This is a genomic window from Stenotrophomonas sp. LM091 (assembly GCF_001806305.1).
In the GTDB taxonomy this organism is placed as follows: Bacteria; Pseudomonadota; Gammaproteobacteria; order Xanthomonadales; family Xanthomonadaceae; genus Stenotrophomonas; species Stenotrophomonas bentonitica_A.
Genome location: NZ_CP017483.1, coordinates 32,209 through 58,491, shown reverse-complemented (window position 1 = coordinate 58,491; position 26,283 = coordinate 32,209). Strand labels below are relative to the sequence as shown.

Here is a 26,283-nt window from a genome sequence, read left to right as displayed (position 1 = left end):
ACCAGAGGGCATCGGGTCACTGCTGGCGAGATCTAATGGGTGCGAGAACTGGCCACTCTCGTGTACCCGCTCCATACCGCCTACATGACGTCGTTGCGGCGCTCGCGGCAACCGTTAGAATCTCACCAACTTATTGAATTCTGCCACGCAAGATGATCGATGACATTGAGCTTGCCATGGTGCTCGACCCTGAGCTTGGCAGGCTGTACGAGAGCGGCAAGAACCTGAGTGGAGAGGCCCCGGCACTCAGCCTTTCCCATCTTCGCGGCTTCGCCCATAGATTCTGTACGCTCGTAGATGAGCCCAATGCTCAGAGTAGTGAGCCCCTTGCACAGAAGATTCGAAACCTCGGCACTCGCGGAATAGCGAACCGGCCTGTGTTGAGTGCTCTGGGTGTACTGCATTCCAACGGCAACATAGCGGCTCATCCCGAGCACCACGGCTACACTTCACACGACTTCGGTGGCATGTCCAAGCTGTCACTCGACGCCGCTCTGCGGCTTCTGAAGGAGCTGTACTGGCGAACGCATCAAGTCGAAGTTGACTGCATCGTAGCCCCCGTGAAGTCCAACGCTCTATGGCAGATGTGTGGGAAAGCCATGCTGGACGGTGATCCGGAGGCAATGTTCCAGGCCGGATCGTACTTCATGGAGTGCTCGAGTCCCGCTGGCCGCCAGCCTTACGAACTTTCTGCCCGAGAGTGCGTCGCTGCTGAGGAAAGCCTGGAACAGGCACTCTTCTGGATGCGCAGGGCCGCAGTCAAGGAGCACGTCGGCGCAAGCTACTCATTTGGACATCACCTTGTCAGCGAGTCAACGCCAACCGATCCGCAGCACACCCGTGGACAGAACTTCATCGCCCATGCCGCCAGGGCGGATCTTCCTGATGCGCTTGTGTATGTAGGCAATGCCTACCTGCACGGAAATGGAATCTTCCAGAAGGATCCCGCGCTGGCCAGGGAAATGTATGAAAAGGCCGTACGGTCAGGTCATCCGGAAGCGCTCGCGCAACTGGGAGCAATGCTATCTCTTGGGATTGGCGGCATCGCGGACAAGGCGGCCGCAGCCAGGTACACAACCGAGGCTGCCAATGCCGGTGACCCCCAGGCCCAATACAACCTTTCCGTGATGTATCTACACGGGGACGGCGTCCAGAAGGACATGGCAACGGGGCTTACCTATCTTCAGGAGGCAGCGTCCCAAGGATATCCAGACGCCATCTATAACCTTGCGGCGTCGATTGAGGGTGGGCTCATCCCCGGACAATCCGAACTCGACGCTGAGGAGCAGTACATTCGTGCGCTCCAGTTTCCCGACTACAGGGCGCGCTCTGCCTTGTACGCTGCCGGAATGATCGAACGCCGGGCCACGCACTTGGAAGACTGGGTGAAGGCAGCCGATTACCTGCAGGTCTGTTTCGAAATGGTTGCCACGGAGGATCCTCATCAGCTGCGGGATGACTGCCTGGATGCCTGCAAGCGGATCGTTTGTCGAGCTCGAGACCTGATCAGGCAGGCCGACCCGGGCGCCCTGGAAACTTGGCATTTGCACACGCTCTGCCTCTTCGACAGACACTGCGTCCCCGTCACAGATCGATCTGCGCGATTTGACCAGATCCAGTCACAGGTCGTGCGGTCGACGGAACGTAGTGCTGTAATCACCAACACCCTCATGATGTGTCGGGAGGCTTGCATTGATCCGCCTGCACGAACCGCGGCACCGCAGGTAGCGGTGACCCGCCCCTTGAGGGCGGTGGAGACACCCGGCCGCAACGACGCGTGCGGGTGCGGATCGGGTAACAAGTACAAGAAGTGCCATGGGGCTGCCAACCCGCCATCCGCGCAGTAACAGAACCGGCGTGGTCTTCCCGGCCATCACTCGGCCCTTGCCGTCCCGACTTCATCTGGGCGACGATTCAGCGCCTGCGCTGCCCCCTCGCTCCCCACTTCGTTCCGTGGTTGGAATCGCGCGCACTTGCACTGACAGATTTCGCCGCCTCGTACACACAAGGAAGCACCCACAGTGACTGAATTCTCAACGACCGTCGTGCAGTACTGGCACGGTCTGCTGCACAGCGGGCAGCAGCTACCCAGTGCGCCGGGGCTTACCGCCTTCGTCAATCCCGGGCTGGATGTGCAGCGGCGCGCGATGATCCTGGAGACCGGCGACGGCAGCGTACATGCGGCGCTCACCCCGGAAGTTGCCGCGGCTGCGAAGCTCACGGCGCATCCCGCCACCCGCGTTTCGCCAGAAACCCTGCGCGAGGCCCTGCACAGTGGCGGCATCCGCCTGCATGCGCCCGATCTGGTGTACTACGCCAGCCCCGGCGCCGTGGCAAAGATGATGCTGAAGCCCGGCATGGAGGTGCGTCAGCTGGGTCCCGACGACGCGAAGGCGTTCGAGCACTTCACACGCCAGGCCTCCGAGCAGGACCAGGAAGATGCCTACGTGGAGCTCGATCACTGGTCTGTATTCGGAGCCTTCGATGGGGGAGAACTGCTGGCAGCTGCCAGCATGTATCCGTGGGGCGGCGCGGCGATTGCGGACATGGGGGTGCTGACCTTGCCACGCGCACGCGGCACGGGCTTGGGGCGCGCATTGGTGGGTGCGCTGCGCGCCAACGCGGAGGAGCGTGGTCACCAGCTGCAGTATCGCTGCCAGCATGACAATCACGCCTCCATCGCGCTGGCCCGCTCGAGCGGCTTGGTGCGCTATGGCACCTGGGAAGTCGCCCACGAATCGTGAGCACGTTGTTGGCCGCGCCCATCCGGGGCCAGTTCATGTGAATGCGTTAGCCGCCTGCTGGGTAATGGAAGACTTCATGACTGTATTGAACGTAGCGGTGATTGGCGGTGGCAATATCGGTGCGAGCCTGGCGTATGACTGCGCGCTCCGTGACTGCCTTGGGAAGGGAAGCGGAACTGACGAGACACGTAAATCTGTAATCTCGCCGTCGCTTTATTATCAACAGCTTACTGTCGCTGACAGCCCACCCGAAACGCAGATTAATACGCCGAGAGAAACAGGTAATAGTGCAATTTTCTCTGCCGATGCAGGTATTTGTGCAATCCGTTCGAAAAGCAAGTTTCAGGGGCCGGACCTTGCAGGTATATCCAGGGAGGAGTAGCGTTCGACACATAGTGAAACTCACGCCCAATCCGAAAAACCGGATAGCCTACGAGCCAGAGCCATGCTGCCATCCATCGCGCACTCGAATCGTATGCAAAGGCATCTGCCATCGAAGTTTGGCTCATTGGTCATGATCCACGGTTCGAGCGTCAGTCGATGAGCATGGTTACCACAGCAAGGCGGCGCGCTCTCGGTGTTCGGCAGGCGCGAACTACCAACTCCGCCAATCTTTGGAACTTCCAGTCGCCGGTGGACGAGCATGCTTTAACGCTTAGCGGTGACATGAGAATGAAACTATTTTACTACTGCGAGGGCGACCCAAGCGTCTTACACGCGGACTACGGAGACCGAGGGACTGACATACATGTCGAAGGTCGAGTCGCGAAAGCCGATGCAGTGGTCACGCTATTGGACGGGTCCATACAGGCGCGTGTGATCGACTATGGGTCCCGGACGTGCGCGGCTAACATCGCAGAGCTTGGCATTGGATGCGGTGCATCGCTCCGCGTGCTTTCGGCTACCGATTTCGGTCGCCAGGCAGTTCGCATCCGTAATTGGCAAGCCGTAATTTCTGCTTTTCATCGATGCCGCGGCGCGGATATGCGCGCAGCATCGATTGCTATTGAGTCCAGCATCACACGCCGCGCCAAGGTCACGCTCGGTGATCTACTGGGTGCCCAAGGGTCTATCCATCCCGCGCTGGTGCTCGGAGCAGCGACCCACTTGCTGCGCAACAGAATCATAGAGTCTGATTTGGATGCCAATCCATGGTCTTTGCATACGAGACTATGGAGGGCAGTGCGTGACTTCGGTGACTAGATATACGCGGCGCACGTTGCCGAATGAACTTGCAGACTACGAAACGTGGGCAACGTTTGATGCAACATGCTTGAGCACTGATGACCGCGCGCTCTATGAGCGGCGAATGCATGCATTGCGCGCATACTTGGATGGAACGCTGACTGAGACAATCGAGCACACTTACGGAATTCAGTCGGGCGAACTTCTTCGCTACTTGAACAGGTGCGTAGCTCATATGGGCGACGGCCACATCGCTGGCTGGGCAGGCTTGGTCAAAGGCTTTCGCACCACCGCGCCGATTCGACGCAGCCCAGTAACTACTCGACCTATGTTCAGCCTGGGAGGATACACAGGCGCGCTACAGGCGCTGCTCGCGGCACACCCGGAGATAAGAGCGTCGCTGGACCGTTACCTTGCAACAGGTGTCGACCCCAAGGGAAAACATCGGGGTCGAGTCACAAAACAAGTCACACATCAGATCTTTTTGCAACTCTGCGCCGACGCGGCAGTGGGCGCCCAGGCATGGCCATTCTGTGTTCAAAGAAAGGGCAGGAACAGCATTTCTGAGTACGCTGACAAGTTCTTCATCACAAACCACGATGCAGTGGCGTTGCTGCAGTACGGGGAAGAAAGCCGCCGGCGCTCGAAGCGCGGCGCCGATGACATTCGGTCTCCTGACGCAACGGGGCCGTTCGAGATAGTGGAAGCTGACGAGCACACTGCGGATATCATCTTTTCAGTCGGGATAGTCACCCCCAAGGGGACCAAATACGTCCCTTGCCACCGCCTGACGCTGATAATTGTAGTAGACCGGTTCACCAGCTACATCCTGGCATGGCACGTCGTCTTACGCCGCCAACCCTCGAGCGCCGATGTTCGCCACTGTGTGAGCAATGCGATTACCGGTCAATGCCTTTCTGACGAGCTGATCAGCTGTCTGTGTGCGTCCATCGGCGCTGATGATGGTCGCGACAACTTTCGCGTGGGTTTTGGCAGCCTCTTTGTCGATAACGCGCTCTCGCACCTTTCTGATTCGCTGTGCGAGAGGGTGCGCGCGGAGAGTGGGGCTGCAGTCTCGTTTGGGGCAATCCGGCAACCGAAACGGCGCGCACTGGTTGAGCGGGTCTTCGGGTGGGCTGCACGAGAGGTATTTCATCGCTCACCGGCTACCACTGGCAACTCGCCTGTGGATACCAGGCGAGATCGACCCGAGCAAAAGGCTGTCAAACAGAAGGTCACATGGCAGGAGGTGATGCAAGCCATTGCGGCAGCGGTTGACCGGTGGAATCTGAGGTCAACGGAGGCAAACTATGCATGCAGCCCTACGGCACAGATGCTTGATTGCTACGCCCCTGGTTCCGGGTGCTTGGCACCAATAGCTCCGCCGAGGCCGAGCCTGCTGCCATCACTGAGGCTCGACGTGCAGAAAGTGCGCGTGTGCGGGAGTCGCGCTAAAGGGAGATCGCCACGAGTTTCGTACGAGAACGCCGAGTACACGTCCCCGGCATTGGCCGCGAGATGGGATCTAATTCAGCAAGAAATAGTCCTGCATGCCGATCCGGATGACGTTTCGCAGGTGCAAGCGTATACGCTTGCGGGGATGGCAATTGGTGCTCTGACACCGGTCTCGTCCCGCTGGCGATTTCCTCACTCCGTGCAGATGCGGCGCCTACTCAAGTCAAAGGTGAAGGCTGGCCATGACGAGCTTGGAGTGGATCCTACCGGCCTCGTACTTTCTGACCTTGCCCAACAGGCGCTAGACGCTTGTTCAAAGACCCCTCGCTCAACTCAAGCTGCGACCATCGTGGCCGAGGAGGCACGAAAGGGGTATTCGACTGACCTTTCCGCTAAAGGGCAAGCAAAAACTCCAACGACGAAGAGCCTCGCAAGTCGAGTGCGAACTGATCGAGCCATCGATTTCACCCTCGTGGCAAAGTAGGAGCACCACGTATGGCCGACCAAGACAGCGTCTTTGCGATCCGCGAGAGCTATCCCGTGCTTCGCGACCGACACCCCATTCTGATGTGCGGGGCGGTGCTGCCGACGGAACCCGTAAAGGAAGTGGCGCAGTTGGTATTTGATCGGGCACTGCGATTTCGCTCCTCGATTGCCTTCTGGGCTCATCCCTTGTGTGGGAAATCATCCTGCATCTATGCGCTACAGAAGCTGGCACCCGCGCAATTTCCTGGGTCCGCGTTCGTTGTCTACGAGCCGTCGTCCAAGGAGGTCGCCGCAGAAGGCGCACTGATTGAAGACCTGCTATCTACCATCGACTATGAGCCCAGAGTACAGCGCTCACTCGCAGGTAAGCGCGACCAGCTTTTGCGAGCACTCTATGCCATGTCCCTCGCCGGCAAGCATCTATTCCTCGTCATCGACGAGGCTCAAAATCTCCACGCCAAAGATCTCGGCTGGCTAAAGCGCGTAGTCAATTGGTTGAACCTGCATGAGATCAAGGTCACCGTCGTGCTGTTCGGCCAGATGCAGCTGTGCTCGATGCACCAGAGCTTCATGGCCGAGATGCCTGATTTGACCATCCGATTTATGGCGGAGCTCATCGAGTTCAGGAGCCTCCAGGACCTTTCCGATATCCGTGCTGTTCTGGCTTCCTGTGATGAAGAGACGGAGTACCCCCAAGGGTCGGGCTGGTCGTACACCGAATATCTCTGGCCATGTGCTCACGCCAACGGCTTCCGGCTTGCGAGTTGCGCCAAGGAAGTTTTCGATGCCTTTCGATTGCAATCCGGCGGTGCGGTCGACAGCGAGGGGATCAGCATGCAGTGGATTGCGGAAGCGCTGATGTTGGTGGCACAAGAAAGTGAGCGCAACGACGTCCCCGGGCTCAAGATCCCACGCGAGGTATGGGAGCGTGCCATACAAGACTCTGGGTATGGCAGCAGAACGCCCCCAGCGCTCGCAGCGACTGCAGCTGGCCGTGCGCGGCGTGCGAGAGCGAGATGATCGCGTGGGACCGTGCCCTCGTCGATGATCACTGTTCCTCTTGGGCGATCATTCAGATGCTCGAATGGTTGAATCTCACCAATGCACGATGGATGGTCTCAGACCAAAGCTGGAAGATCACACTAAGAGGTATCCACTTCAACCTGTCAGACCATTCCACGCCGAGACGGCCGGGCTCGCTCGTGTCCAATCATCCCCAGATCCAGGGCCTTGTCACACTTTTTGGAGAGAAGCATCGGTCTGTAGCAGGGGGTCAATTGCGCTACTGTCCCGTCTGCATCACAGCAGGATTGCATTATCGGTATCAGCAAGATCATCGCTTCCGGAAGTGCATTCTGCACCTCCGAGTGCTCAAAAGTGGTTGTTTGGGTTGCGGCTACCCCACGAAAATGCGTTCCGATGATATGCACGGTTTCAAGTGCTCCCGATGCGGCGAAACCCTTCTCAGAAAGGGCTTGCCGGGACGCGTGCTCACACCTATCGCGCGAGCCGATAGCAAGCTCCTCGACGAGCTCTATCGATGGGAGTCGGCAGCCCGGACGTGTGGCAAAGACTTTCAGCGAGCGGCGACGCATGCGCCGCTTCCGGCATGGGATGGACCATCGCCAGGAACAGACGAGAGCCTTCATTGGTACGCATTTTCTACACGCCCAAGCTCCAGAATCGTGTCGGCGCTTATGCCGTTGCCTGTTACTCATCGTCTATTTCCACCAACGCCACTGTTAGAGCCGGTGCGCGCTCCGCTTGAAGACCCGGAACGATCTCGCATGCTCCAGCCATACCACGAGTTGCTTAGATGTGTTGCACGCCGACTGAGGAGGCACTACCTCCGCCACCATACGCAATGCAGACGGACTGCGATGCGTTCAGTTGGAACAGGCGGTCGAGGTCTTCAGCCTATCGTATCTATTCGACCGCCGCTGTGCGCCTTAGGGCAGGGTTATGCTCTCTGGCTGCTACAAAGACGTATCGAACTCAGAAGGATCGAACGCCAGCTGGTAACTGGGACACCCTTGGCGACTATCCGGCCACTAAGACTGCCAAGCCTGAGTGCTGCAGCGCTGAGCTACGTGAGCTGCTTCGAAGAATGGGTCCATTACTTAACCATCTCACACCGCTGGACGGTTCGCCCTGACCTCCGCGTTTGGCAGTATGACGGGATCGGCGAAGACCCACATTGGCCCCTATGCCAAGACGGCCCATCTCACAGCTGTCCTGTCCACTTCCGCATCAGCAACCTTCGCGATCAGGCGCATTGCGACCATGGAGTGGTTGCGAAAGGTGAGTTTATGATGCACAGAGCGATGATCAAGCTCCGGCAGCGTCAGCGAGAAGAAAGATAAGGTCGGAGTGCCTCTGGTGTCCCAGACGGGTAGTGGCCAAAGTTTGGCATTGAAGGTTGGATGGAATCGCTTGCTTGGGAAGTAGAATCCTTTAGCTGGCCTTGCCCGCGCCGTGCAGGCGAGAGAATCAGACACGTCCGCTAGCGCCCGCTCGACACGACCCAATGAAAACCAAAGTGCTTCTATGAATTCAACCTACTTGGGGCTCCATTCTATCTTCGTCTCCTTCAGCAGTGCGTTGAAGTGTGCCGGGTCTTTGGCACTCAAAGCGTCAAAGATCGTCACCACTACCTGACGTGACTGGGCAGGAAAATCAGATACCTGCAGCATTCTGTGGCTCGTCTGGCTGTGAGATCCTTCATTGGCAAACTGGTAGATGCTGTCGCTAACGTCTGTGTCATCAAACAGGACGTGCATCTTCTTTTGAATCCCTGCGGCTTCTGGAAGCCGTGCTCCCAAGTACATCTCCAAGAACCGGCGGACAAGATTCGGCGTACCTATGTAGAGGTCAACATCGACCTCCTGGCTTCGACTTAGCTTAGCCAAGCAGTGAAACACATGGTGGTAGTCAGAGCGGAACTTCGACAGGTGCTGAGGCAACGTAGAAAGCTGACTGGTGGCCTCACTCACGCGATGCATCAGGTATCCCGCGTTCTGGCCAATAAAGTTGCCACGACTAGTCCACTCTTCTTTGATTGCATTGAACAGCTCGGAGCTGTGGGTGGAGATAAACAACTGCTTGGCGTCCTGGAGATGCCGGAGCAGAAGGACGGATACCTGATGGACGTGATTGGCATCCAGGCTGCTTATCGGATCGTCAACGAAAACTACCGTCTGCGCCAGCTGTGCCCCGCCTTGACGTAGGCTAACCAGGAAGTACGAGAGCGATACGGCCGTACGCTCACCGTCGCTCAAATTAGCAGCAGGAACTGTTCCGCGCATGAATCTCAACTGGCTATCCGCCGCCTGCATAGCCTTGATTCGGCCTCCAAGCAGCTTTTGCAGAAGCACGTTTATCTCAGCAGCGGCAACTGACTGCTGCTGCAACTTCGCTTGGGCGGCGTGGATGCGATCCTTCACATTGGTACCAACCTGCGTCACCCGTGCAAGATAGGCGCTCGCCCGCTCGCGTTCGGCCAGGCGCACCGTGCACTCCTCATCCGTGACGTAACGGGCGGCGAAGTGACGTTTCACCTTTTCTGCCGCAGCGGCTTGAATCTGGCCAGCCTGGTCGATGATTCGCCGTTGCTCTTCTACGAGCTTGCGCAACCCGGCAAGAATGTCATTAAGGCTCGCCGAACGATCCGCAACACCCGCGGCATCTACGGGCAGGTCCATACGCTGCAGCTTCTCCGCAATCTGGGCCCGCCAGCGCGCCCGGATCTGAAACTCTGCTTCCTGCCACTGATTGGCTTGCTCGCTCAGTGTTCGAGCCTGATCGCGGATCGCTGGGGCCCACACCTGCTCTGGGGGAAGGGTTGGGAGCGGCAGCGGCAGCGCCAACCTCTGATCGAGGGTGAGCAAACGCTGACGCAGTTGGTTGTAGGCATCAGAGAAATGCCTGGCATAGTCAGCCAAGGCTTGGCTGGCGTCGCCCCCACAGAACGCGCACTGACTGCCATGCTGGTGAAACTGCAAGCCCTGCCTGACCCAGTCGCTCAAATTAGCGTCACTGGCAAGGCGAGCGAGAGCTTGCTGTTGGGGGCACTCCCTCAGCGACGCCGCCAGGTGTCCGGTCTGTGGCAGGGGCAGGGCAAGAAGCCCGCCCAAGTTGATCGCTTGGTAGGTCTCCCTGTCGCGCGCCGCATCAATTTCCGCAGCAAGAGCGGCGTCATCGAGCAGACTGTCAACGGGCTGCTCCAACTGGACAGCCAGTGACTTTATGTTTGGTGCGCGAAAGTTCCGGACACCCAGTCGGTCGGCGCATGCGCTGGCCAAATCAGTGGCAAGTCGCTCATACAGCTTCTCTGCATCCTGGGACGTCTTTAGTGCAGCCCGGAACGACACTGCCAGACGATCCCGGTGGACCTGCAGGCGCTCAATTCGCTTTGTGAGACGAATATTGTCTTCGCCGATGATGAACAGCGAGGGCGCGCGCGTGTGATCGCTCAAGTTGCGCTCTACGAAGTCGCGGTTGAACACCCGGACGTTGACGGTTGCACGATCCGCCTCCCGCCTTGCATCGAGTTGGACGCCGGCAACTGTCTTCCAGACTGCGTATGCCCCCTCAGGCAGCTGCGGTGCCCCGACACCCGGCTCAAGCTGCCCAAAAAGACGGGAGAGCGTCGTTTTTCCCGAAGCGTTCCAGCCATAGATCAGGTTCTTTGCCTTGAAGTCAGGCAGCTGTGCTGTCGTACCCGAGAAGCCTCCAAGCACGCCGGCATTGCTGATCGAGACGATGTTGCTCAACATCCTTGTTTCCCCTGATAACACCAGTGCCAGACTGCGGCTCAAGTGGCCGCGACCACACCACCTAGCTGTCTGCGCCTACGAGCCCGCCGGAAGCTGCGAGTTGATCTCCACGAAAAGCCTCTCAAAGCGGTCCAGCGTTTCATTGACCGCGGAAGTGTCTTCAGCCAATACGCTTTGGTTTTGGATCAGCCATGACGCTGGCGAGAAGTGGTCGAATGCCGGTACTGAGCTATCCATGACATTGAACCAGCTTTCCGCCTGCTTCACCTGGCGCGAGGACGTACTCCCCGCACTTAGCTGAGCGGCCGTAATTCGCCCCTTTCCCTTCAGGGCATAGGCACCATTGAGAATTTCGGCATACAGCGCTGCCGCAAAGAAGTCCTCGACGTCACTCTCATCCTTGCCGGTGAAGTCGGTTGCTACTAAGACCCCGGTGGATTTCAGGATCTGCGACGTCCGCAGTCGCTGGACCTTAGTCTTGTCACCGCTACCGTAGTCGCACAAGGCCACAATATTGATGCCCTTGCCCGCAAACAGCGAAGCAAACGACTGCACCTTGTCGATACCACCAGTTGGGCAAATAACCCAGCGTCTGTCCAAGCCATGGCGCTTACGCTGCTTGAGCGCCTGCGACGCCGCCTGCAGATACAGCACATCCGAAGGACCTTCCACCAACAGGGTGTGCGCCCCCACAAACAGGCTTTGGGTCACCTCGTAACCGAGATGCGCCTGCAGAGGGAACAACGTGTCCTGATCGACGCTCAGGACGTCCGCTGACACCTGAGTGCCCTTTACGGCGGGACGACGGCGCTGATCGTAGGTGACAACGTCCTCGACGACGCGCACGTCCTCAAGCCGATCTGCCGGCACCATAAAGGGAGAGTGGGTGCTGTAGATGACTTGGTGCTCTGGAAGCAGTCGTTCGATGATGTAGCGGAGTAAGTCAGCCTGCGCCTTTCCATGGAGCGTCAACCCTGGCTCATCCAGAAGTATGACCGCGCCAGGGGTCTTCTTTCGCATCTGCTTGAACTGCGACAGGAAGGAGAAAAACCACACGAAGCCGGCACTTCGTTCAGACAGGGGCACCGAAACCTTGTGATTGTCATTTCGGATCCGAATCTTGGCAACGGTACCGGCGTTGAAAGGTGCGGGATCTTCGGAGAGCCCTTGGGCGAGGGTGATCTCTACGCTAAGCGCGTCGTTCTGACTCCAAAATTCGAACATCTCCTCGGTGATCTCATTGGATGCGGCTTGGCAACGCGCGTTGAGCTCTTCCAAGCGCGTGCTGGACTGCAGCTCGCTGACCGACGTGCCTGCGTACTCCAGGAAATCGAGGAAGATCTGGTCACCTGGGGAGATCGTCTCGCCATTGCGGGTGTCACGAGACAGCTTGTCCAGTGATATCTCCCCGGACATGCGGTCAAAGTGAGAGGTATAGAAAAACACTGGCATCCGCTTGTGCAGTACATCGATAGCGGCCAACGTCGGCTTTCCTTTGCGGAAGGCGCTGATGGACTGCTTGACCGCCTCCAACTCGTCAGACGGCTCGGGATGGGCATTGATCTCCGCCACGAGGCGCTCTAGCGATATCTTGGAGAACTTCTCCCGCTCTGCGCCTGCTACACCGCTCTGTTCTAGCAGAAAATCTCGCACGACATTGCTGTCTACATGAACACTCCATGTGGTGTGGCGACTGTAATCTGTCGTCACGTCAACGGTCGTGTTGCTAAGCGCGCCGGCTCCCAGGACGTCAGCGACTGCTGCCCGATCTTCGTCACTGAGCTCCCAAGTGAGGGTGGCAACCGGCGCAGGTTCGCCGTGGTGCCGCTCGTCGTAGCGAGAGAAGAAGCGGCGAGGGTAGTCCCGCACGGTATCGTAAGAAAACTGATTGGCACTGGTGCTGCTGCCAAATAGCGCAGTGAGGATTGCGGTTTTGCCTGCCTCGTTCTTGCCTACCAAGCAGGTCAGGCCCCCTACATCGAACGTCCCGGAGTCCTCTGCCGAACGGAAATTGCGGACCCGTGCCTTGACTAGCTTCATGCTGCCCCCGACCTGCCGTGGATGGTGCGCTTCCTCGGCAGGATAGGATGGGACCGGGACACATTCAACGCTGACGATCAGTTGCCAGTCGATGCTGTCTCCGAACAGTGCCTGGATGTTCTTATAGGTCCTGCCAGGTTCGGGCCGGAAGAATGTGAGATCCTTGATGTTTCGTATCCTGGGCATCAGCTGGATGCCCAGCATGTGGGCCAAACCGAAGACCGGATAGCTTTGGGCCTGCGTGTCGCCATGGACGATCTCGGGCTGGATGTCGGACGTGTTGGCCAGCAGGCCATCGAGGATGTAGATGCCCTCGTGCACGCCACAGGGAATGAAGTGGCTGAACAGCGCCACGTATTTGTCGGACACATGGTAGTAGCCGATGCCGCCGTAGCCGCCGTAGCGGATGTGGTACTCCGACAGCAGGTTGTCCTCGTACACGCTCCACTTGGTGCCATCTGCTGACGCGCTCTTGCCGCTGCCCCAATAGCCCGGCAGGTCAAATTTGTTGTAGGTATTGATGACCTCCACGATGGCCTTCTCAAGGACATCTTCGGTCACGTATTTGAGGTTGAGCCAAGCGACCTGGCGACGGCTGAAGCCCTTGATCGACCGCGCCGTCTGCGTCGGACCCAAGTTGCAGCCATAGCAAAACAGCGTGGTGATCACCCGTCGAGGGAGATCTTCAACCTGGCTCTCGGTGCCGGCGATCGGACGGAAGAATCGGTGCAGATCCAGCCATTGGCTGGCGTCGATCAGGACATCGACGATGCTGGACTCCGGGAGCCGTTCGGCGATGAGGCGGTCCACGGTGGCAATGGCGCTTAGACCTCGGCGCGTTGCCCCTTCCGCAGTACCAGGCGTCCTTCCAGAATGTCCGCATGAACATTCTCGGGGAAACGCTCGTCAACTTCGTCGGCCAAGTCGGTTAGTTGTGCGCGCAACCCGGCCACGAAAGTCGCAGCGTCGGTGGGCAAGCCTGACACCTGGCCATAGGCTTCCAGTTCCTGGGCCAAGGTGGCTTCATCGACCAGCTGCTCGCGGTAGTCGTCAAATCGTTCGCTGCTCGGGATGAAGAGATCTCCCGACTTCAGTTCGTCCTTGACCTGCACCAGCACGGCCAGCTCGAAGTACTTACGGTGCATCCAGCCGGCGCCTGCCGCGCTGGCCCGCTTGCCAAACACGTGCTGACGCCAGAGCTTGGACATCCAATCGAAGTCCTTTTCCGGGTCCAGGCCGAGGGATGCGACCTCGATCAGCTCACGGCGTTGGTTGCGCAGCGACAGCACCGCTGCAATCAACGGCTCCATGCCGGCATCGTGGCTGGTTGCCCGCAAGTTCATCAGCTCCAGCCCATTGAACAGCAGCGGCCTGACCGCGCCGTAGGGCTGCAGCATGAAAGGCAGATAGTTCTTTCCTGCGTATGCCATATGTTCTTCGCATTCGGCCAGCAAGGTCGACACTTCCGCTTCCAGACTGTTATCGATGGCGTCCACGCGCTGACTATCGCTGCCGTCGAGCTGATAGGCCTGCAGGATTTCCTTGAGCTGGCCGATCAGGAAGTCGGCCCGCTTGGCATGTTCGAGCTGGTAGGCCAGCAGCTTTTGCTGGGCCGTGTTCTCCAGCCCGCGCACCTGCTTGATGAACAGCTCGGCTGCGTCATCCAGCGTCTTGGCATGCTCGGCGCGAATGAAGATGGTGGCCAACGCATAGCGCTTGTCCGGAGCCAGTTCGGCTAACTCGCTGGCGTCATAGGCGCGAGCCATTGCACGGAATTGCTTGAGCTTGGGCACCGGCACATCGATGGGAGGCAGCTGGTCGGCCAACTGCTGCAGCATGCGGATGTGCTGCAGATAGAACCGGACCTCCTTGTTGGTCGGTCGGCCAGGCTCGCGCTTGAGCGATTGCCAGCCAGTAAATCTGGAGCCTTCCGGTGCGCGCAGCAATTCGTCAATGAGCGTGCGCGTGGCAGGCGTCAACGCGTGACTGATGCTGCGGTAGTAGCCCCAGATTGACCCGCTCACGTGCGCCGATGGCGGCCAGCTCCAGGGTGCGGAAGCCTGGCAGTTCGTAGCGGTGGTGCACCAGCTCTTCGAGCAGGACGTTCACGATGTCCGGGATGGTGTGCTTGGTCTGGGCTGCTCCGGTGGCCACCGTGTCCAGCCAGGCCAAGCCTGATTTGTCCAGGGGACGTACCCCGATGAACTGCCGAAGCTGCGGCATATGGCGGCGCTGGCTACCGGAAGCGTCGTAACGTTCGAGCTGGTCGGTGTCCAATACGCGCCCGAGTCGGGCGGCCTTGGCGATGTGCTTCCGGATCCGCTCGGGCACTTCGGCTAACACCGTGAAGTAACCCAGGCGCTGGAAGAGCTTGAGATGAATCAGCACCGCCAATTGCGGCCCTTGCTGGGTGGTCAGCTGTTTGGCGAATGCAATCTCGGCGGCGCCTGGGGTGTAGATCTCCTCCAGTTCCTTGGCGGTGGGATCAGGCTTCAGTCGCGGGTAGGCGGTCTCGTGAAGGGTAGCCATTGGATCCGGAGGTTATGAGGGGGGTCAATCCCAGTGGCGGCCGTCGTCTGTACTGAGAGACGCTTCCAGGAAACACTGGTGCGTATCGGCCATGCGGTGCATGTCATCGAGCAACGTGGCCAAGATTTCATCCAGATCCCGGTCGGGATCGGTGGGAACAGTCAACCGGTACTCGCTGCTGGCGGTGTTCAGCCGCACAGCTTGGAACGGGGCCAAGCAGATCTCTTCGATTCGACCCCGGGCCTTGGCCGCGCCGCGGCCGACGCGAGCAAACGGGGTCAGCACCATGCGTAGGCGCAGCTGCAGGGCAGATTTGCCCTCGGGTGCCGGCAGCGCCATCGCCGGAGCTGGCGTGGTTGGGCTGGGCAGGCTCGCTTCAATGCGATCCCGGGCGAACGGGTCACGCCCGTCCAGGTACCGCATGGCCGACTGCACATCGCGCCAGCCCACGTACTCCATCAGCGCCTTCATGTCCCAGCCTTGGTCGTTGGCCCAGCTGGCAAAGCCACGGCGCAGCGAATGGCTGCTGTGGAGCCCAGCATCGGCAAAACCAGCACTGGCCAGCAGCTCACGCAGCAGGCGCACCAAACTGTTGGGATGGAGGCCTTCGGCGCTCACCTGGCCCCATTGGCTGACCGCCCGAAACACCGGCCCTTCTTGCACGCCAGCCGCCTGCAGCCACGCCTGGGTCGCCTCCACCGGACACAACCGCGATAACGCTGGCACCTTGTAGGTGACGCCGGCCGCCTGCCGATCACCCTTGCTGCGCGGCAGGAAGCAGGTCATCCCCTGTCCCGGCACCAGCGTGAGATGGGTCACTTCCAGACGCAGCAGTTCATCGCCACGGAAGCCTCGCCAGAACCCGAGCAGCACCAGCGCTCGGTCGCGTTGATGGCGCAGTGCCGCTGCTCCATCGCCCCGGGCATGCGCCGCCGCGGTCGCGGCAGCCAACCAGTCATCGAGCTCGACCAGCCGCCGAATCTGGAGCGGCGCGGCTTGCTTGACCTGGCCCGGGTGCAGGGTCTGGATGCCTTTGAGCACCTTGCGCACCAGCGGCGACCGGGTCGGGTCGACAAAGCCGTGGTCGCGGTGCCAGGAGGCAATGGCGGCCAGCCGGTGGCGAAGGGTGCTGGTGGCCAGGGTCTGCGCATACGCGGCCAGGTACCGGGCCACGCTGTCCGGTGTCGCTGGGAGGTGGCCTTGCCACTCGACTTCAAAGTGCCGCAGCGCCGACGCATAGCTGCGCACCGTGTTCTGGCGCGTGGCCGCATCGAGGTAGCGGTCCAGTTCGGTCACTGGCGCGTAGCCTCCACCGAGGCCGGCTGCCGCAGCGTTGACAGGATGGTGCATTCAGCCCGCTGCCCGCCGTGGCAACTGGCAATCACCCGTTCCAGCTCGCTGGCCATGCGCTGCAGGTCGGCCATGCGCGCCCGCACGTCGGTCAGATGGCTGCGGGCCAGCCGATCCACGTCCCCGCACGAAAGCTCTTCATCGCCCGCCAACTGCAGCAGGCTGCGGACCTCCTCTAGGCTGAAGCCCAGGTCCCGGCCGCGCGCAATGAAGCGCAGTCGCTCGATGTCGGCCGGGCCATAGACCCGGTAGCCATTGCCCGAGCGCCCCGGGCGCGGCAGCAGGCCGATCCGCTCGTAATAGCGGATGGTCTCCAGATGGCACCCACTGGCGTCGGCAGCCTCACTGATTTTCATTCGTAGTACGCTTGACTCCGTAGTAGCTACGGACTTTACGCTCACCGGCTGTGCCATGCCAGCGGTCCGCCTGAGCCTGGCTTCCCTGCGACTGGAGATGTTCCGATGAGTGATTGCGGCTGCCACCACGAGGCCAAGAACGCGCAGGAGCGGCGCGTGCTCTGGATCGCCCTTGCCCTGAATGCGGCGATGGCCGTGATCGGCGGCATCGCCGGCTGGGTTGCCCATTCCACAGGCCTATTGGCCGACGCGCTGGACATGCTGTCTGACGCCACCGCCTACGCCATTGGCCTGGTCGCCATCGGGCGCACGGCCCGCTTCAAGGCGAACGCAGCCTGGGTCAGCGGCAGCGTATTGCTGGTGCTGGGCGTGGGTGTGCTGGTGGAGGTCGGCCGTCGCGTGATGTACGGCGCCGAGCCGGTCAGTGGCTGGATGATCGGCACGGCGCTGCTGTCGCTGGTGGTCAATATGACCGTACTGCGCATGCTGGCGCCGCTGAAGTCCGGCGAAGTGCATCTGCGGGCGACCTGGTTGTTCACCCGCGCCGATGTGGTGGCCAATGTTGGGGTGATCCTGGCCGGCCTGTTGGTGTGGTGGTTGGCTAGCCCCTACCCGGATTTCGTGATCGGCGCCCTGATCGGTCTGTATGTGATCAAGGAAGCCTTCGAGATTCTCGGTGATGCCCGCCGGGCACGTGCCGACGCGCGCAAGACACCTGCATGATCGCCCTTGGCTGGCTGCGGACGGGCCTACGCTGGCTGCTGCTGGCGCAGCTGGCGGTGGGTTTGCTGGTCCAGCCGGTCTTGGGTCTGGCGAGCGAACTGCACGTTCACATCCATCCGACCATTGCCGCCCATGGGCCGGCAGTGGCCGCACCGGCACCTGAGCGTGGCATCGGCGCCGCCTTGCACCGCCTTCACCAGCTGGCGCTGTGCTGCAGCCAGGCTGCACAGCCCCCTGAGATCCTGCTGACCGTTGCGGACATCGGCCGGCATTTGCCGGTGATGCAAGTCAACACGTTCCCGTATCCGCACGAGCATCCGGTCGCGCCGTTCCGGCCTCCCATCGCAGGGTGATCTCCGCCGGCAGCGCCGGCCTAGCGACCTGCTGCTTTGCGCGGTGGTGATCGTTTGTTGATGTCGAAACCCTTCGGAGTACTTCCATGCATGTGCGATTGGCGGCCTTGGCCGCATGGCTGCTGCTGACTGCGGCGACAACACCGGCGGCAGCGGCCGAACTGATGACCTTGGACGACGCGTTCGCGCGCGTGGCCCAAACCCACCCCGAGCTGCGCTTGGTCGATGCGCGCGCCACCGTGCTCGCTGCCGAGCGCGACCAGGCGGTGCAGCGCCCACCGTGGACGCTCGGTGCCGAGGTCGAAAATGCGCTGGGCACTGGCGCGGCCCGTGGCCTGGACAGCGCCGAGCTGACCTTGAGCCTGAGCTCGGTCCTGGAGCGCGGTGGCAAGCTCGACGCCCGTCGCACCTTGGCCCAAAGCCGGATTGATGCACTGGCGGTGCAGCGCGAGACCGGGCGGCTGGACTTGCTTGCCGAGACGGCGCAGCGCTATTTGGCCGTCGTCGGTGCCGACCGGCAGCGCAGCTTGGCGGACACGGATGTTGGCCAGCGCCAGCGAACCGCGGCCGCTGCCCGGCAACGCCTGCAGGCCGGTGCTTCACCCGAATCGGTGCTGCTCACCGCGCAGGCAGCGCTGGCGCGGGCCGAGCTGACGCGTGATCGGGCCGAGCAACAGCGCCTGGCCGCCCGTCAGCATCTGGCCGCGCTGTGGGGCGAACGTACTCCCACCTTCGAGGTGGCGCCGGCCGATCCGATGGCCCTGCCGGCGATCGCCTCCATGCAGACGCTGGCCGATGAGCTGGAGCGGACTCCGGAACTGGCGCAGTTTGCCGATGCCCGCCGGATCGCGCAGGCGCGACTGCAGTTGGCGCGTTCGGCGGCCTCGCCGGATCTGTCGTGGCAGCTGGGCGTGCGCCGCCTGCAGGAGAGCGACGACAGCGCGCTGGTGGCCAGCCTGTCCATGCCGCTGGGCAGCCGCAGTCGCGCACAGCCGGAGATCCACGCCGGCGAAGCCGAGCTGGAGGTCCTGACGATCGAGCGTGAGGCCAAGGGCCTGTCGCTGTACTCCACGCTGGTTGAGGCCCATGGCCGTTACACCGTGGCGCAGGCCGAGGTGTCGCGCCTGCAAGGTGACGTACTGCCGAAGCTGGCCCGGGCTGAGCAGGCTGCCGAGCGCGCCTATCGCGCCGGCGCCATCAGCTACATGGAATGGGCCCAGTTGCAGTCCGAACGCACGGCCATGGCCCAGCAGCAGCTGGAGGTGGCCTTGGATGCGCAGCGTGCCCTGATCGAAATTCAACGACTGACCGGCCAGGCGCTTGTAACGCCGCCGGTGGCCGCTTCACTTGGAGATAGCCCATGAGCCGTTTTTCCTGGACCGCACTGGGCATGGCCCTGTTGCTGACCGCCTGCAATGCATCCGCTCCCAACGAAGCCTCTGAGGGCGCCGCCGCCGCTGAGGGCGAAGAGCACGGAGAGCACGAGGAAGCACCGCTGGAAACCAAGATTGCCGCCAAGGCGGCACAGGCGGCGGGTATCCAGGTCGCGCCGGCAGGCCCCGGTGAGATTGCTGACGAGCATGAGGTGCAAGGTCTGCTCACCCCGATCGATGGGCGCATCGCCCAGGTCACTGCACGCTTCCCCGGACCGGTCCGCTCTGTGCGGGCGGGCGTGGGTGATCAGGTGCGTGCCGGCCAGGCACTGGCCACGGTAGAGAGCAATCTGAGCCTGACCACCTATACCGTCACCGCGCCGATCAGTGGCGTGGTGATGGCGCGTACGGCCGCTGTGGGCATGGCGGCGGCTGAGGGCGCGCCACTGTTCGAGGTCGCCGACCTGTCCACCATGTGGGTGGACCTGCACATCTTCGGGGCCGACGTCCAGCACATCGGTGCCGGCGTCCCGGTAACGGTCACCCGCTTGAGCGATGGCGTCACGGCGCAGACAACATTGGAACGTGTCCTGCCCGGCACCGCCACCGCCAGCCAAAGCACCATCGCGCGCGCTACCTTGGCCAACACCGATGGTCTATGGCGGCCGGGTTCGGCGGTCAAGGCGCGGGTCACCGTGGATCGTCAATCGGCGGCGCTGGTGGTGCCGATCACCGCGCTGCAGACCGCAGAAGACCAGGACGTGGTCTACGTGCAGCAGGGAGAGACCTACCACACCCGGCCGGTCAAGCTGGGGCGCCGCGACGCTGAGCGCGCCGAAGTGCTGGAAGGGCTCAAAGCCGGTGAACAGGTGGTGGTGGCCCAGAGCTTCCTCATCAAGGCCGACATCGAAAAGTCGACCGTGGAAGAGGAATGAGGCCCGCCATGCTTGAACGCCTCATTGGGCTGTCCATCCGCCACCGCTGGCTGACGCTGGTGCTCACCGCTGCGCTGGTTGCGCTGGGCGTGTGGAGCTACCGTCACCTCTCCATCGACGCCACGCCGGACATCACCAATGTCCAGGTACAGATCAACACCCAGGCCCCGGGCTACTCGCCGCTGGAGGCCGAGCAACGGGTGACCTTCGCCATCGAAACGGCCATGGCCGGCCTGCCCAAGCTGGACTACAGCCGCTCGCTATCGCGCTACGGTCTTTCGCAGGTCACCGTCGTCTTCAAGGACGGCACCGACCTGTACTTTGCCCGCCAGCAGGTCGCCGAGCGCCTGCAGCAGATCGCCTCCCAACTGCCCGAAGGGTTGGACCCGGAAATGGGGCCCATCTCCACCGGCCTGGGCGAGATCTTCATGTATACCGTGGAGGCCGAGCCCAACGCTCGCAAGCCCGACGGCACCCCGTACACGGCCACGGACCTGCGCACCCTGCAGGACTGGGTGATCCGGCCGCAGCTGCGTACCACGCCCGGCGTCACCGAGGTCAACACCATCGGCGGCTTTGAGCGGCAGATCCACATCACCCCCGACCCGGCCCAGTTGGTGGCGCTGGGCTTCACGTTGAACGACGTGGTCGCCGCGGTCATGCGCAATAACCAGAACATCGGCGCCGGCTACATCGAGCGCAACGGCCAGCAGTTCCTGGTGCGCGTGCCCGGCCAGTTGGCCAATCTGGAGGCGATCGGCAACATCGTGCTGGACAGGCGCGATGGCGTGCCCATTCGGGTGCGCGATGTCGCAAGCGTCGGCGAAGGCAAGGAGCTGCGCACGGGCGCGGCCACCCAGAACGGCCATGAGGTCGTGGTCGGCACCGCCTTCATGCTGTTCGGCGCCAACAGCCGGGAGGTCTCCCAAGCGGCTGCGGCCAAGCTGGACGCCGCCAACGCCAGCTTGCCCCCGGGCGTGCATGCCAAGGCCGTGTATGACCGCACCGCGCTGGTGGACCGCACGATCAGCACGGTGTCCAAGAACCTGATCGAGGGCGCGCTGCTGGTGGTGGTGGTGCTGTTCCTGCTGCTGGGCAATGTGCGCGCTTCGCTGATCACCGCCGCAGTGATTCCGCTGGCGATGCTGTTCACCATCATCGGCATGGTCCGTGGCGGCGTGTCGGGCAACCTGATGAGTCTGGGTGCGCTGGACTTCGGCCTGATCGTGGACGGGGCGGTGATCATCATCGAGAACTGTCTGCGCCGGTTCGGGGAGGCGCAGCACGCGCTGGGCCGCCAGCTCAACGATGAAGAGCGCTATGACCTGACCGCCTCGGCCACCGCCGAGGTGATCCGTCCCAGCCTGTTTGGCCTGGGCATCATCGCGGCGGTCTACCTGCCGATCTTCGCGCTGTCCGGGGTGGAGGGAAAAATGTTCCACCCGATGGCCATCACCGTGGTGCTGGCCCTGACCGGCGCCATGGTGTTGTCGCTGACCTTCGTGCCGGCGGCGATCGCCACCTTCCTGCGCGGCCGCGTGGCTGAGCACGACAACCGCCTGATGCGCTGGTCGCGGGCCCGCTACACGCCGCTATTGGATTGGGCGCTGCGCCGGCGCGTCGTGGTGCTGACAGGCGCGGCTGTACTGGTGGTGGGCTGTGGCGTGCTGGCCACACGCCTGGGCTCGGAGTTCGTGCCGAGCCTGGATGAAGGCGACATCACCTTGCAGCCCATGCGTATTCCCGGCACCAGCCTGGAGCAGTCGGTGGCCATGCAGGAAACGCTGGAAAAGCGCCTGGCCCAGTTCCCGGAGGTGGCCAACATCTTCTCCAAGATCGGCACCGCCGAGGTGGCCACCGACCCGATGCCGCCGTCCATGGCCGACACCTTCCTGATGCTCAAGCCCCGCGACCAGTGGCCCGATCCGCGCAAGCCCAAGGCCGAGCTGGTGGAAGAGCTGGAGGCGGCGGCCAAGGAAATTCCGGGCAGCAACTACGAGTTCACCCAGCCGATCCAGATGCGCACCAACGAGTTGATCTCCGGCGTCCGTTCGGACGTGGCGGTCAAGGTCTACGGCGACAACCTGGACCAGCTGACGCGCCTGGCCAGCCGGGTCGAACGGGTCATGCGCAGCGTCCCCGGCGCCGAAGACGTTAAGGCCGAGCAGGTCACCGGACTGCCATTGCTCACCATCACACCGGATCCGGCGGCATTGGCACGGTATGGCCTGAACCCGGGCGACGTGCAGGAAACGGTGGCCACCGCCATTGGGGGCAGTGTCGCCGGCCAGTTGATCGAAGGCGACCGTCGCTTCGACTTGGTGGTGCGCCTGCCCGAATCGCAGCGCCAAGACCCCGCCGTGCTGGCAGACCTGCCCATTCCGCTGCCGGCAAACACCAGTATCGAGGAGTCCAGCCGCCTGGCCACCGGCGCCAATGGTGGGCCTCGTACGGTGCCGCTGCGGGAAGTGGCGAAGATCCAGGTGGAACGCGGGCCCAATCAGATCAATCGCGAGAACGGCAAGCGGCGCGTGGTGATCACCGCCAACGTGCGCGAGCGCGATCTGGGCGGGTTCGTCGGCGAGTTGCGCACGCGCATCGGCCAGGATGTCAGGCTCCCAGAGGGCTACTGGATCGACTACGGCGGCACCTTCGAGCAGCTGATCTCGGCCACCCAACGCCTGGGGGTGGTGGTTCCGGTGACACTGGCGTTGATCTTCGCCCTGCTGTTCATGGCCTTCGGCTCGGCCAAGGATGCGGCCATCGTGTTCAGTGGCGTACCACTGGCGCTGACGGGCGGAGTGCTCGCTCTGGCTCTGCGCGGGATTCCGCTGTCGATCTCCGCCGGCGTGGGCTTCATCGCGCTGTCGGGCGTGGCTGTGCTCAACGGGCTGGTCATGATTGCCTTCATCCGCCGCCTGCGCGAACAGGGCGATCCGCTGGACGAGGCTGTGCGGGACGGCGCCCTTGGCCGCCTGCGGCCGGTGCTGATGACCGCCTTGGTGGCTTCGCTGGGCTTCCTCCCCATGGCCTTGAATATCGGTGCCGGCTCGGAGGTGCAGCGGCCGCTGGCCACCGTGGTCATCGGCGGCATCGTCTCATCCACTGCATTGACCTTGCTGGTGCTGCCAGTGCTCTATCGTTGGCTGCATCGCGACCGAGCTCCCCGCGCCGGTGGCAGTGCCTTGGAGCCTTCGACACCATGAACGAGATCAACCTGGAACAGGTGCGTGCGGCGATGTTTACCGACCCCGGCGTGAAGGCGGTCGATGACCTACGTCTGGTCCCCGCCAAAGAGCATGGCCTCGCGATCGCGGCCACCATCACTGTCGCTGCGCCCTCGGTCGACCTGGACCTGGTGCACGCGGTGACCGCCCGGGTGCTGGCCGACCAATTCGGCATCGATCAGGTCATGCTGTGCTTCAACGACCCGGGCCCGGTGCCGCCGCCCCCCACCGCGGCACCCTTGAAGAAGATGTGATCGCTGCCGGCGAACCTGTGCGCCGACAGTGTCATTGAGCGAGCGGCAGCCAGATCCAGAGAGCGACGAGCGTGGCCAACAGGACCGGGGGCGTGAGGATTAGCCCTACCTTCATGTACTGTCCCCACGTGATCCGTTGGCCCTTGCCGGCGAGGACGTGCAGCCACAGCAGGGTCGCGAGCGACCCAATCGGAGTGAGCTTGGGGCCAAGGTCGTTGCCCACGACGTTGGCATAGATCATCAATTCGCGGGTGGCGGCCGGAAGATTGGCCCCGTCGATGGCCAGTGCGCCCACCAGCGTCGCCGGCATGTTGTTCATGATCGAAGCGAGGCCCGCCACTGCCAAGCCGGTGCCGATCGTGGCCACAAAGGTTCCCTGCGCCGCCAGCCACTCAAGCACCGCACTTGCAGCCTTTGTCAGCCAGGCGTTGCCAAGCCCATAAACCACCAGATACATGCCAACCGAGAACAGCACGATCTGCCAGGGCGCACCACGCAGAATCTTGGTCACGGCCATGGTGGCGCCTCGGCCGCCTGTCGCCCAGCGACCCGCAATTGCCATCAGCACCAGCGCAGCCACACCCGTCACCAAGGCGATCGGGACGCCCAACGGCCCGGTCACGAAGTAGGCAAGGAGCAGTGATGCGAGCAGGGGCAAAGCGGCGCGGAAGACCGCCTTGTCGCGGATCGCCTCAGGCGGCGCTTCAAGATCGTGGACCGGGTAGGTGCGGGGAATGTCGCGGCGGAACCAGAGCCACAGGACGATCAGCGTGGCGCCGACCGACACCAGATTCACCGGCACCATGACCGCTGCGTAGCGCCCGAACGAGACGTCAAAAAAGTTCGCGGTGACGATGTTGACCAAGTTCGAGACAACCAGCGGCAGGCTGGCCGTATCAGCGATGAAACCGCAGGCCACAGTAAACGCGAGCGCACTCGGGGGCGGGAAGTTCAAGCGCAACAGAATGGCAAGAACAATCGGCGTCAGCAGGAGAGCCGCGCCATCGTTGGCGAACACTGCCGCGATCGCAGCGCCAAGCAAGACGATCAGCGGAAAGAGTTTCCGACCACTGCCGCCGCCCCAGCGCGCCACGTGCAGCGCCGCCCATGCGAAGAAACCGGCCGCGTCTAGGATGAGCGAGATGATGATGAGTGCGACGAAAGTAAACGTCGCATCCCAGACAATCCCCCACACCGTGGCGACGTCACCCCACCCGACGACGCCGGTGGCCAATGCTACAGCGGCGCCGGCCAGTGCCGACCAACCGATACCGAACCCGCGCGGCTGCCAAATGACGAATACAAGAGTGACGATGAAAATCGCGAGGGCAAGCATGCACCGCTCCGACAAGGGTTAGATGGAGCGCTGATTCACGCGCTTGGACAGTTCTTCGGCGCTCTCAACACGTTCGGAATAGCGATCGGTTAGGTACGCTGAGCGACCACGCACCAGCCAGGTGAACTTCACCAACTCCTCGCATACGTCAGCAACGCGCTGATAGTACGCAGACGGCTTCATGCGCCCAGCCTCATCAAATTCCTGGAAGGCCTTGGCCACCGAGGACTGGTTCGGGATGGTGACCATGCGCATCCAACGGCCCAGTACGCGCAGCTGGTTTACTGCGTTGAAGCTCTGCGAGCCGCCAGACACCTGCATCACCGCCAAGGTTTTGCCTTGTGTCGGGCGCTTGGCCCCGTCGGCCAGCGGAATCCAGTCGATCTGCGCCTTCATGATTCCGGTCATGGCGCCGTGGCGTTCCGGGCTGACCCAAACCATGCCTTCGGACCAGTACGCAAGTTCGCGAAGCTCACTCACCTTCGGATGATCCGGGGTGGCTCCGTCAGGCAGTGGCAAGTCATGCGGGTCGAAGATTCGCACGTCACAGCCGTACCAGCGCAAGAGTCGGCCGGCTTCCTCTGCCAGCAGCCGGGAATAAGAGCGTTCCCGCAGCGAGCCATAGAGGATGAGGATCCGGGGCGGGTGCCTGGGGTCGCCGGGCCCAGCTAGTGCGTCAATGTCGATCGGTGCAAGTTGCGTTGCGTCGATGCTCGGCAAATCTGCGGCAATGCGATCGATCACGTCGACGCTCCGGCAACCGTCACGGTTTCGCCGTCTTCCTTGGTGAAGGAGGACACAGGCTTGTCCAGCAGCGCGAGCACCTTCTCGGACGGTCGGCACAGGGCCACGCCCCGGTCGGAAACAACGATGGGGCGGTTGATCAGAATCGGATGCGCCATCATCGCGTCCACCAGTTGCTCATTGGTGAGCGCGGGATTGTCCAAGCCCAGCTCCGCGTAAGGTGTTCCCTTCTGGCGCAGAAGTTCACGAGGGGGCATGCCCATCGCAGCCAACAGCTCGACCAGCTTCTCGCGCGTGGGCGGCGCCTGCAGGTATTCGATGACCACCGGGTCTTCACCGGATTGGCGCATCATTTCCAGGGTATTCCGAGACGTGCCGCAGGCCGGGTTATGGTAGATCGTCAGTGACATGGTGATCG

18 protein-coding genes and 1 pseudogene are annotated in these 26,283 nt (G+C 62.0%); 11 read left to right on the top strand and 8 right to left on the bottom strand.

Annotation, left to right across the window (positions count from 1 at the left end):
• Nucleotides 1–152: 152 nt before the first annotated feature.
• The 5 genes from BIZ42_RS19970 to BIZ42_RS00245 all read left to right on the top strand — a co-directional run bounded on the left by BIZ42_RS19970 (nucleotide 153) and on the right by BIZ42_RS00245 (nucleotide 6,890).
• Nucleotides 153–1,847, top strand: a complete 1,695-nt coding sequence (locus BIZ42_RS19970) for a tetratricopeptide repeat protein (RefSeq protein WP_070425150.1) — start codon at nucleotides 153–155, stop codon at nucleotides 1,845–1,847.
• Nucleotides 1,848–2,021: 174 nt separating this feature from the next.
• The gene (locus BIZ42_RS00250) at nucleotides 2,022–2,744 is read left to right on the top strand and encodes a GNAT family N-acetyltransferase (protein WP_070425149.1); all 723 of its coding nucleotides are present in this window, start codon (nucleotides 2,022–2,024) and stop codon (nucleotides 2,742–2,744) included.
• A 76-nt stretch (nucleotides 2,745–2,820) separates the two neighbouring features.
• Complete coding sequence (locus BIZ42_RS19465; protein ID WP_156785653.1) at nucleotides 2,821–3,126, top strand: hypothetical protein; 306 nt, start codon at nucleotides 2,821–2,823, stop codon at nucleotides 3,124–3,126.
• Nucleotides 3,127–4,017: 891 nt separating this feature from the next.
• Nucleotides 4,018–5,868, top strand: a complete 1,851-nt coding sequence (locus tag BIZ42_RS19460; protein ID WP_156785652.1) for a hypothetical protein — start codon at nucleotides 4,018–4,020, stop codon at nucleotides 5,866–5,868.
• An 11-nt stretch (nucleotides 5,869–5,879) separates the two neighbouring features.
• On the top strand, nucleotides 5,880–6,890 hold the full coding sequence (locus tag BIZ42_RS00245; protein ID WP_070425148.1) for an ATP-binding protein: 1,011 nt from the start codon (nucleotides 5,880–5,882) through the stop codon (nucleotides 6,888–6,890).
• A gap of 1,538 nt (nucleotides 6,891–8,428) precedes the next feature.
• Here BIZ42_RS00245 and BIZ42_RS00240 read toward each other — a convergent pair.
• The 5 genes and pseudogenes from BIZ42_RS00240 to BIZ42_RS00220 form a co-directional block, all read right to left on the bottom strand.
• On the bottom strand, nucleotides 8,429–10,645 hold the full coding sequence (locus tag BIZ42_RS00240; RefSeq protein ID WP_070425147.1) for an AAA family ATPase: 2,217 nt from the start codon (nucleotides 10,643–10,645) through the stop codon (nucleotides 8,429–8,431).
• A 75-nt stretch (nucleotides 10,646–10,720) separates the two neighbouring features.
• Nucleotides 10,721–12,685: an AAA family ATPase gene (locus tag BIZ42_RS00235; protein ID WP_070427393.1), complete on the bottom strand. Its 1,965-nt coding sequence runs from the start codon at nucleotides 12,683–12,685 to the stop codon at nucleotides 10,721–10,723.
• A gap of 75 nt (nucleotides 12,686–12,760) precedes the next feature.
• A pseudogene (locus tag BIZ42_RS00230) lies at nucleotides 12,761–15,214 on the bottom strand (Tn3 family transposase); the annotation flags it as partial.
• Nucleotides 15,215–15,238: 24 nt separating this feature from the next.
• On the bottom strand, nucleotides 15,239–16,510 hold the full coding sequence (locus BIZ42_RS00225; protein ID WP_083279734.1) for a site-specific integrase: 1,272 nt from the start codon (nucleotides 16,508–16,510) through the stop codon (nucleotides 15,239–15,241).
• Complete coding sequence (locus tag BIZ42_RS00220; RefSeq protein ID WP_014159616.1) at nucleotides 16,507–16,920, bottom strand: helix-turn-helix domain-containing protein; 414 nt, start codon at nucleotides 16,918–16,920, stop codon at nucleotides 16,507–16,509. The genes BIZ42_RS00225 and BIZ42_RS00220 overlap by 4 nt, the downstream gene beginning before the upstream one ends.
• Nucleotides 16,921–17,025: 105 nt before the next feature.
• Here BIZ42_RS00220 and BIZ42_RS00215 point away from each other — a divergent pair, with 105 nt between their 5' ends.
• The 6 genes from BIZ42_RS00215 to BIZ42_RS00190 all read left to right on the top strand — a co-directional run bounded on the left by BIZ42_RS00215 (nucleotide 17,026) and on the right by BIZ42_RS00190 (nucleotide 23,785).
• The gene (locus tag BIZ42_RS00215) at nucleotides 17,026–17,643 is read left to right on the top strand and encodes a cation transporter (RefSeq protein WP_014159617.1); all 618 of its coding nucleotides are present in this window, start codon (nucleotides 17,026–17,028) and stop codon (nucleotides 17,641–17,643) included.
• On the top strand, nucleotides 17,640–17,996 hold the full coding sequence (locus BIZ42_RS00210) for a hypothetical protein (RefSeq protein ID WP_070425146.1): 357 nt from the start codon (nucleotides 17,640–17,642) through the stop codon (nucleotides 17,994–17,996). Before BIZ42_RS00215 ends, BIZ42_RS00210 begins: the two co-directional genes overlap by 4 nt.
• 86 nt (nucleotides 17,997–18,082) lie before the next feature.
• Nucleotides 18,083–19,360 carry a TolC family protein gene (locus tag BIZ42_RS00205; RefSeq protein ID WP_070425145.1) on the top strand — a complete coding sequence of 426 codons (1,278 nt, stop codon included), beginning with the start codon at nucleotides 18,083–18,085 and terminating at the stop codon, nucleotides 19,358–19,360.
• Complete coding sequence (locus BIZ42_RS00200; protein WP_083279733.1) at nucleotides 19,357–20,304, top strand: efflux RND transporter periplasmic adaptor subunit; 948 nt, start codon at nucleotides 19,357–19,359, stop codon at nucleotides 20,302–20,304. Before BIZ42_RS00205 ends, BIZ42_RS00200 begins: the two co-directional genes overlap by 4 nt.
• An 8-nt stretch (nucleotides 20,305–20,312) precedes the next feature.
• Nucleotides 20,313–23,510, top strand: a complete 3,198-nt coding sequence (locus BIZ42_RS00195) for a CusA/CzcA family heavy metal efflux RND transporter (protein WP_070425144.1) — start codon at nucleotides 20,313–20,315, stop codon at nucleotides 23,508–23,510.
• Complete coding sequence (locus tag BIZ42_RS00190; protein ID WP_070425143.1) at nucleotides 23,507–23,785, top strand: hypothetical protein; 279 nt, start codon at nucleotides 23,507–23,509, stop codon at nucleotides 23,783–23,785. The genes BIZ42_RS00195 and BIZ42_RS00190 overlap by 4 nt, the downstream gene beginning before the upstream one ends.
• A 31-nt stretch (nucleotides 23,786–23,816) precedes the next feature.
• Here BIZ42_RS00190 and BIZ42_RS00185 read toward each other — a convergent pair whose 3' ends face one another.
• Genes BIZ42_RS00185 through arsC form a run of 3 tightly spaced genes read right to left on the bottom strand, consistent with a single transcriptional unit; the run spans nucleotide 23,817 to nucleotide 26,275 of the window.
• The gene (locus BIZ42_RS00185; protein ID WP_070425142.1) at nucleotides 23,817–25,121 is read right to left on the bottom strand and encodes an arsenic transporter; all 1,305 of its coding nucleotides are present in this window, start codon (nucleotides 25,119–25,121) and stop codon (nucleotides 23,817–23,819) included.
• 18 nt (nucleotides 25,122–25,139) lie between these two features.
• Nucleotides 25,140–25,865: an arsenical resistance protein ArsH gene (gene arsH, locus BIZ42_RS00180; protein WP_070425141.1), complete on the bottom strand. Its 726-nt coding sequence runs from the start codon at nucleotides 25,863–25,865 to the stop codon at nucleotides 25,140–25,142.
• Nucleotides 25,862–26,275 (bottom strand): arsenate reductase (glutaredoxin), encoded by a 414-nt coding sequence (gene arsC, locus BIZ42_RS00175; protein WP_083279732.1) that lies wholly within the window; start codon nucleotides 26,273–26,275, stop codon nucleotides 25,862–25,864. Before arsC ends, arsH begins: the two co-directional genes overlap by 4 nt.
• Nucleotides 26,276–26,283: the final 8 nt, after the last annotated feature.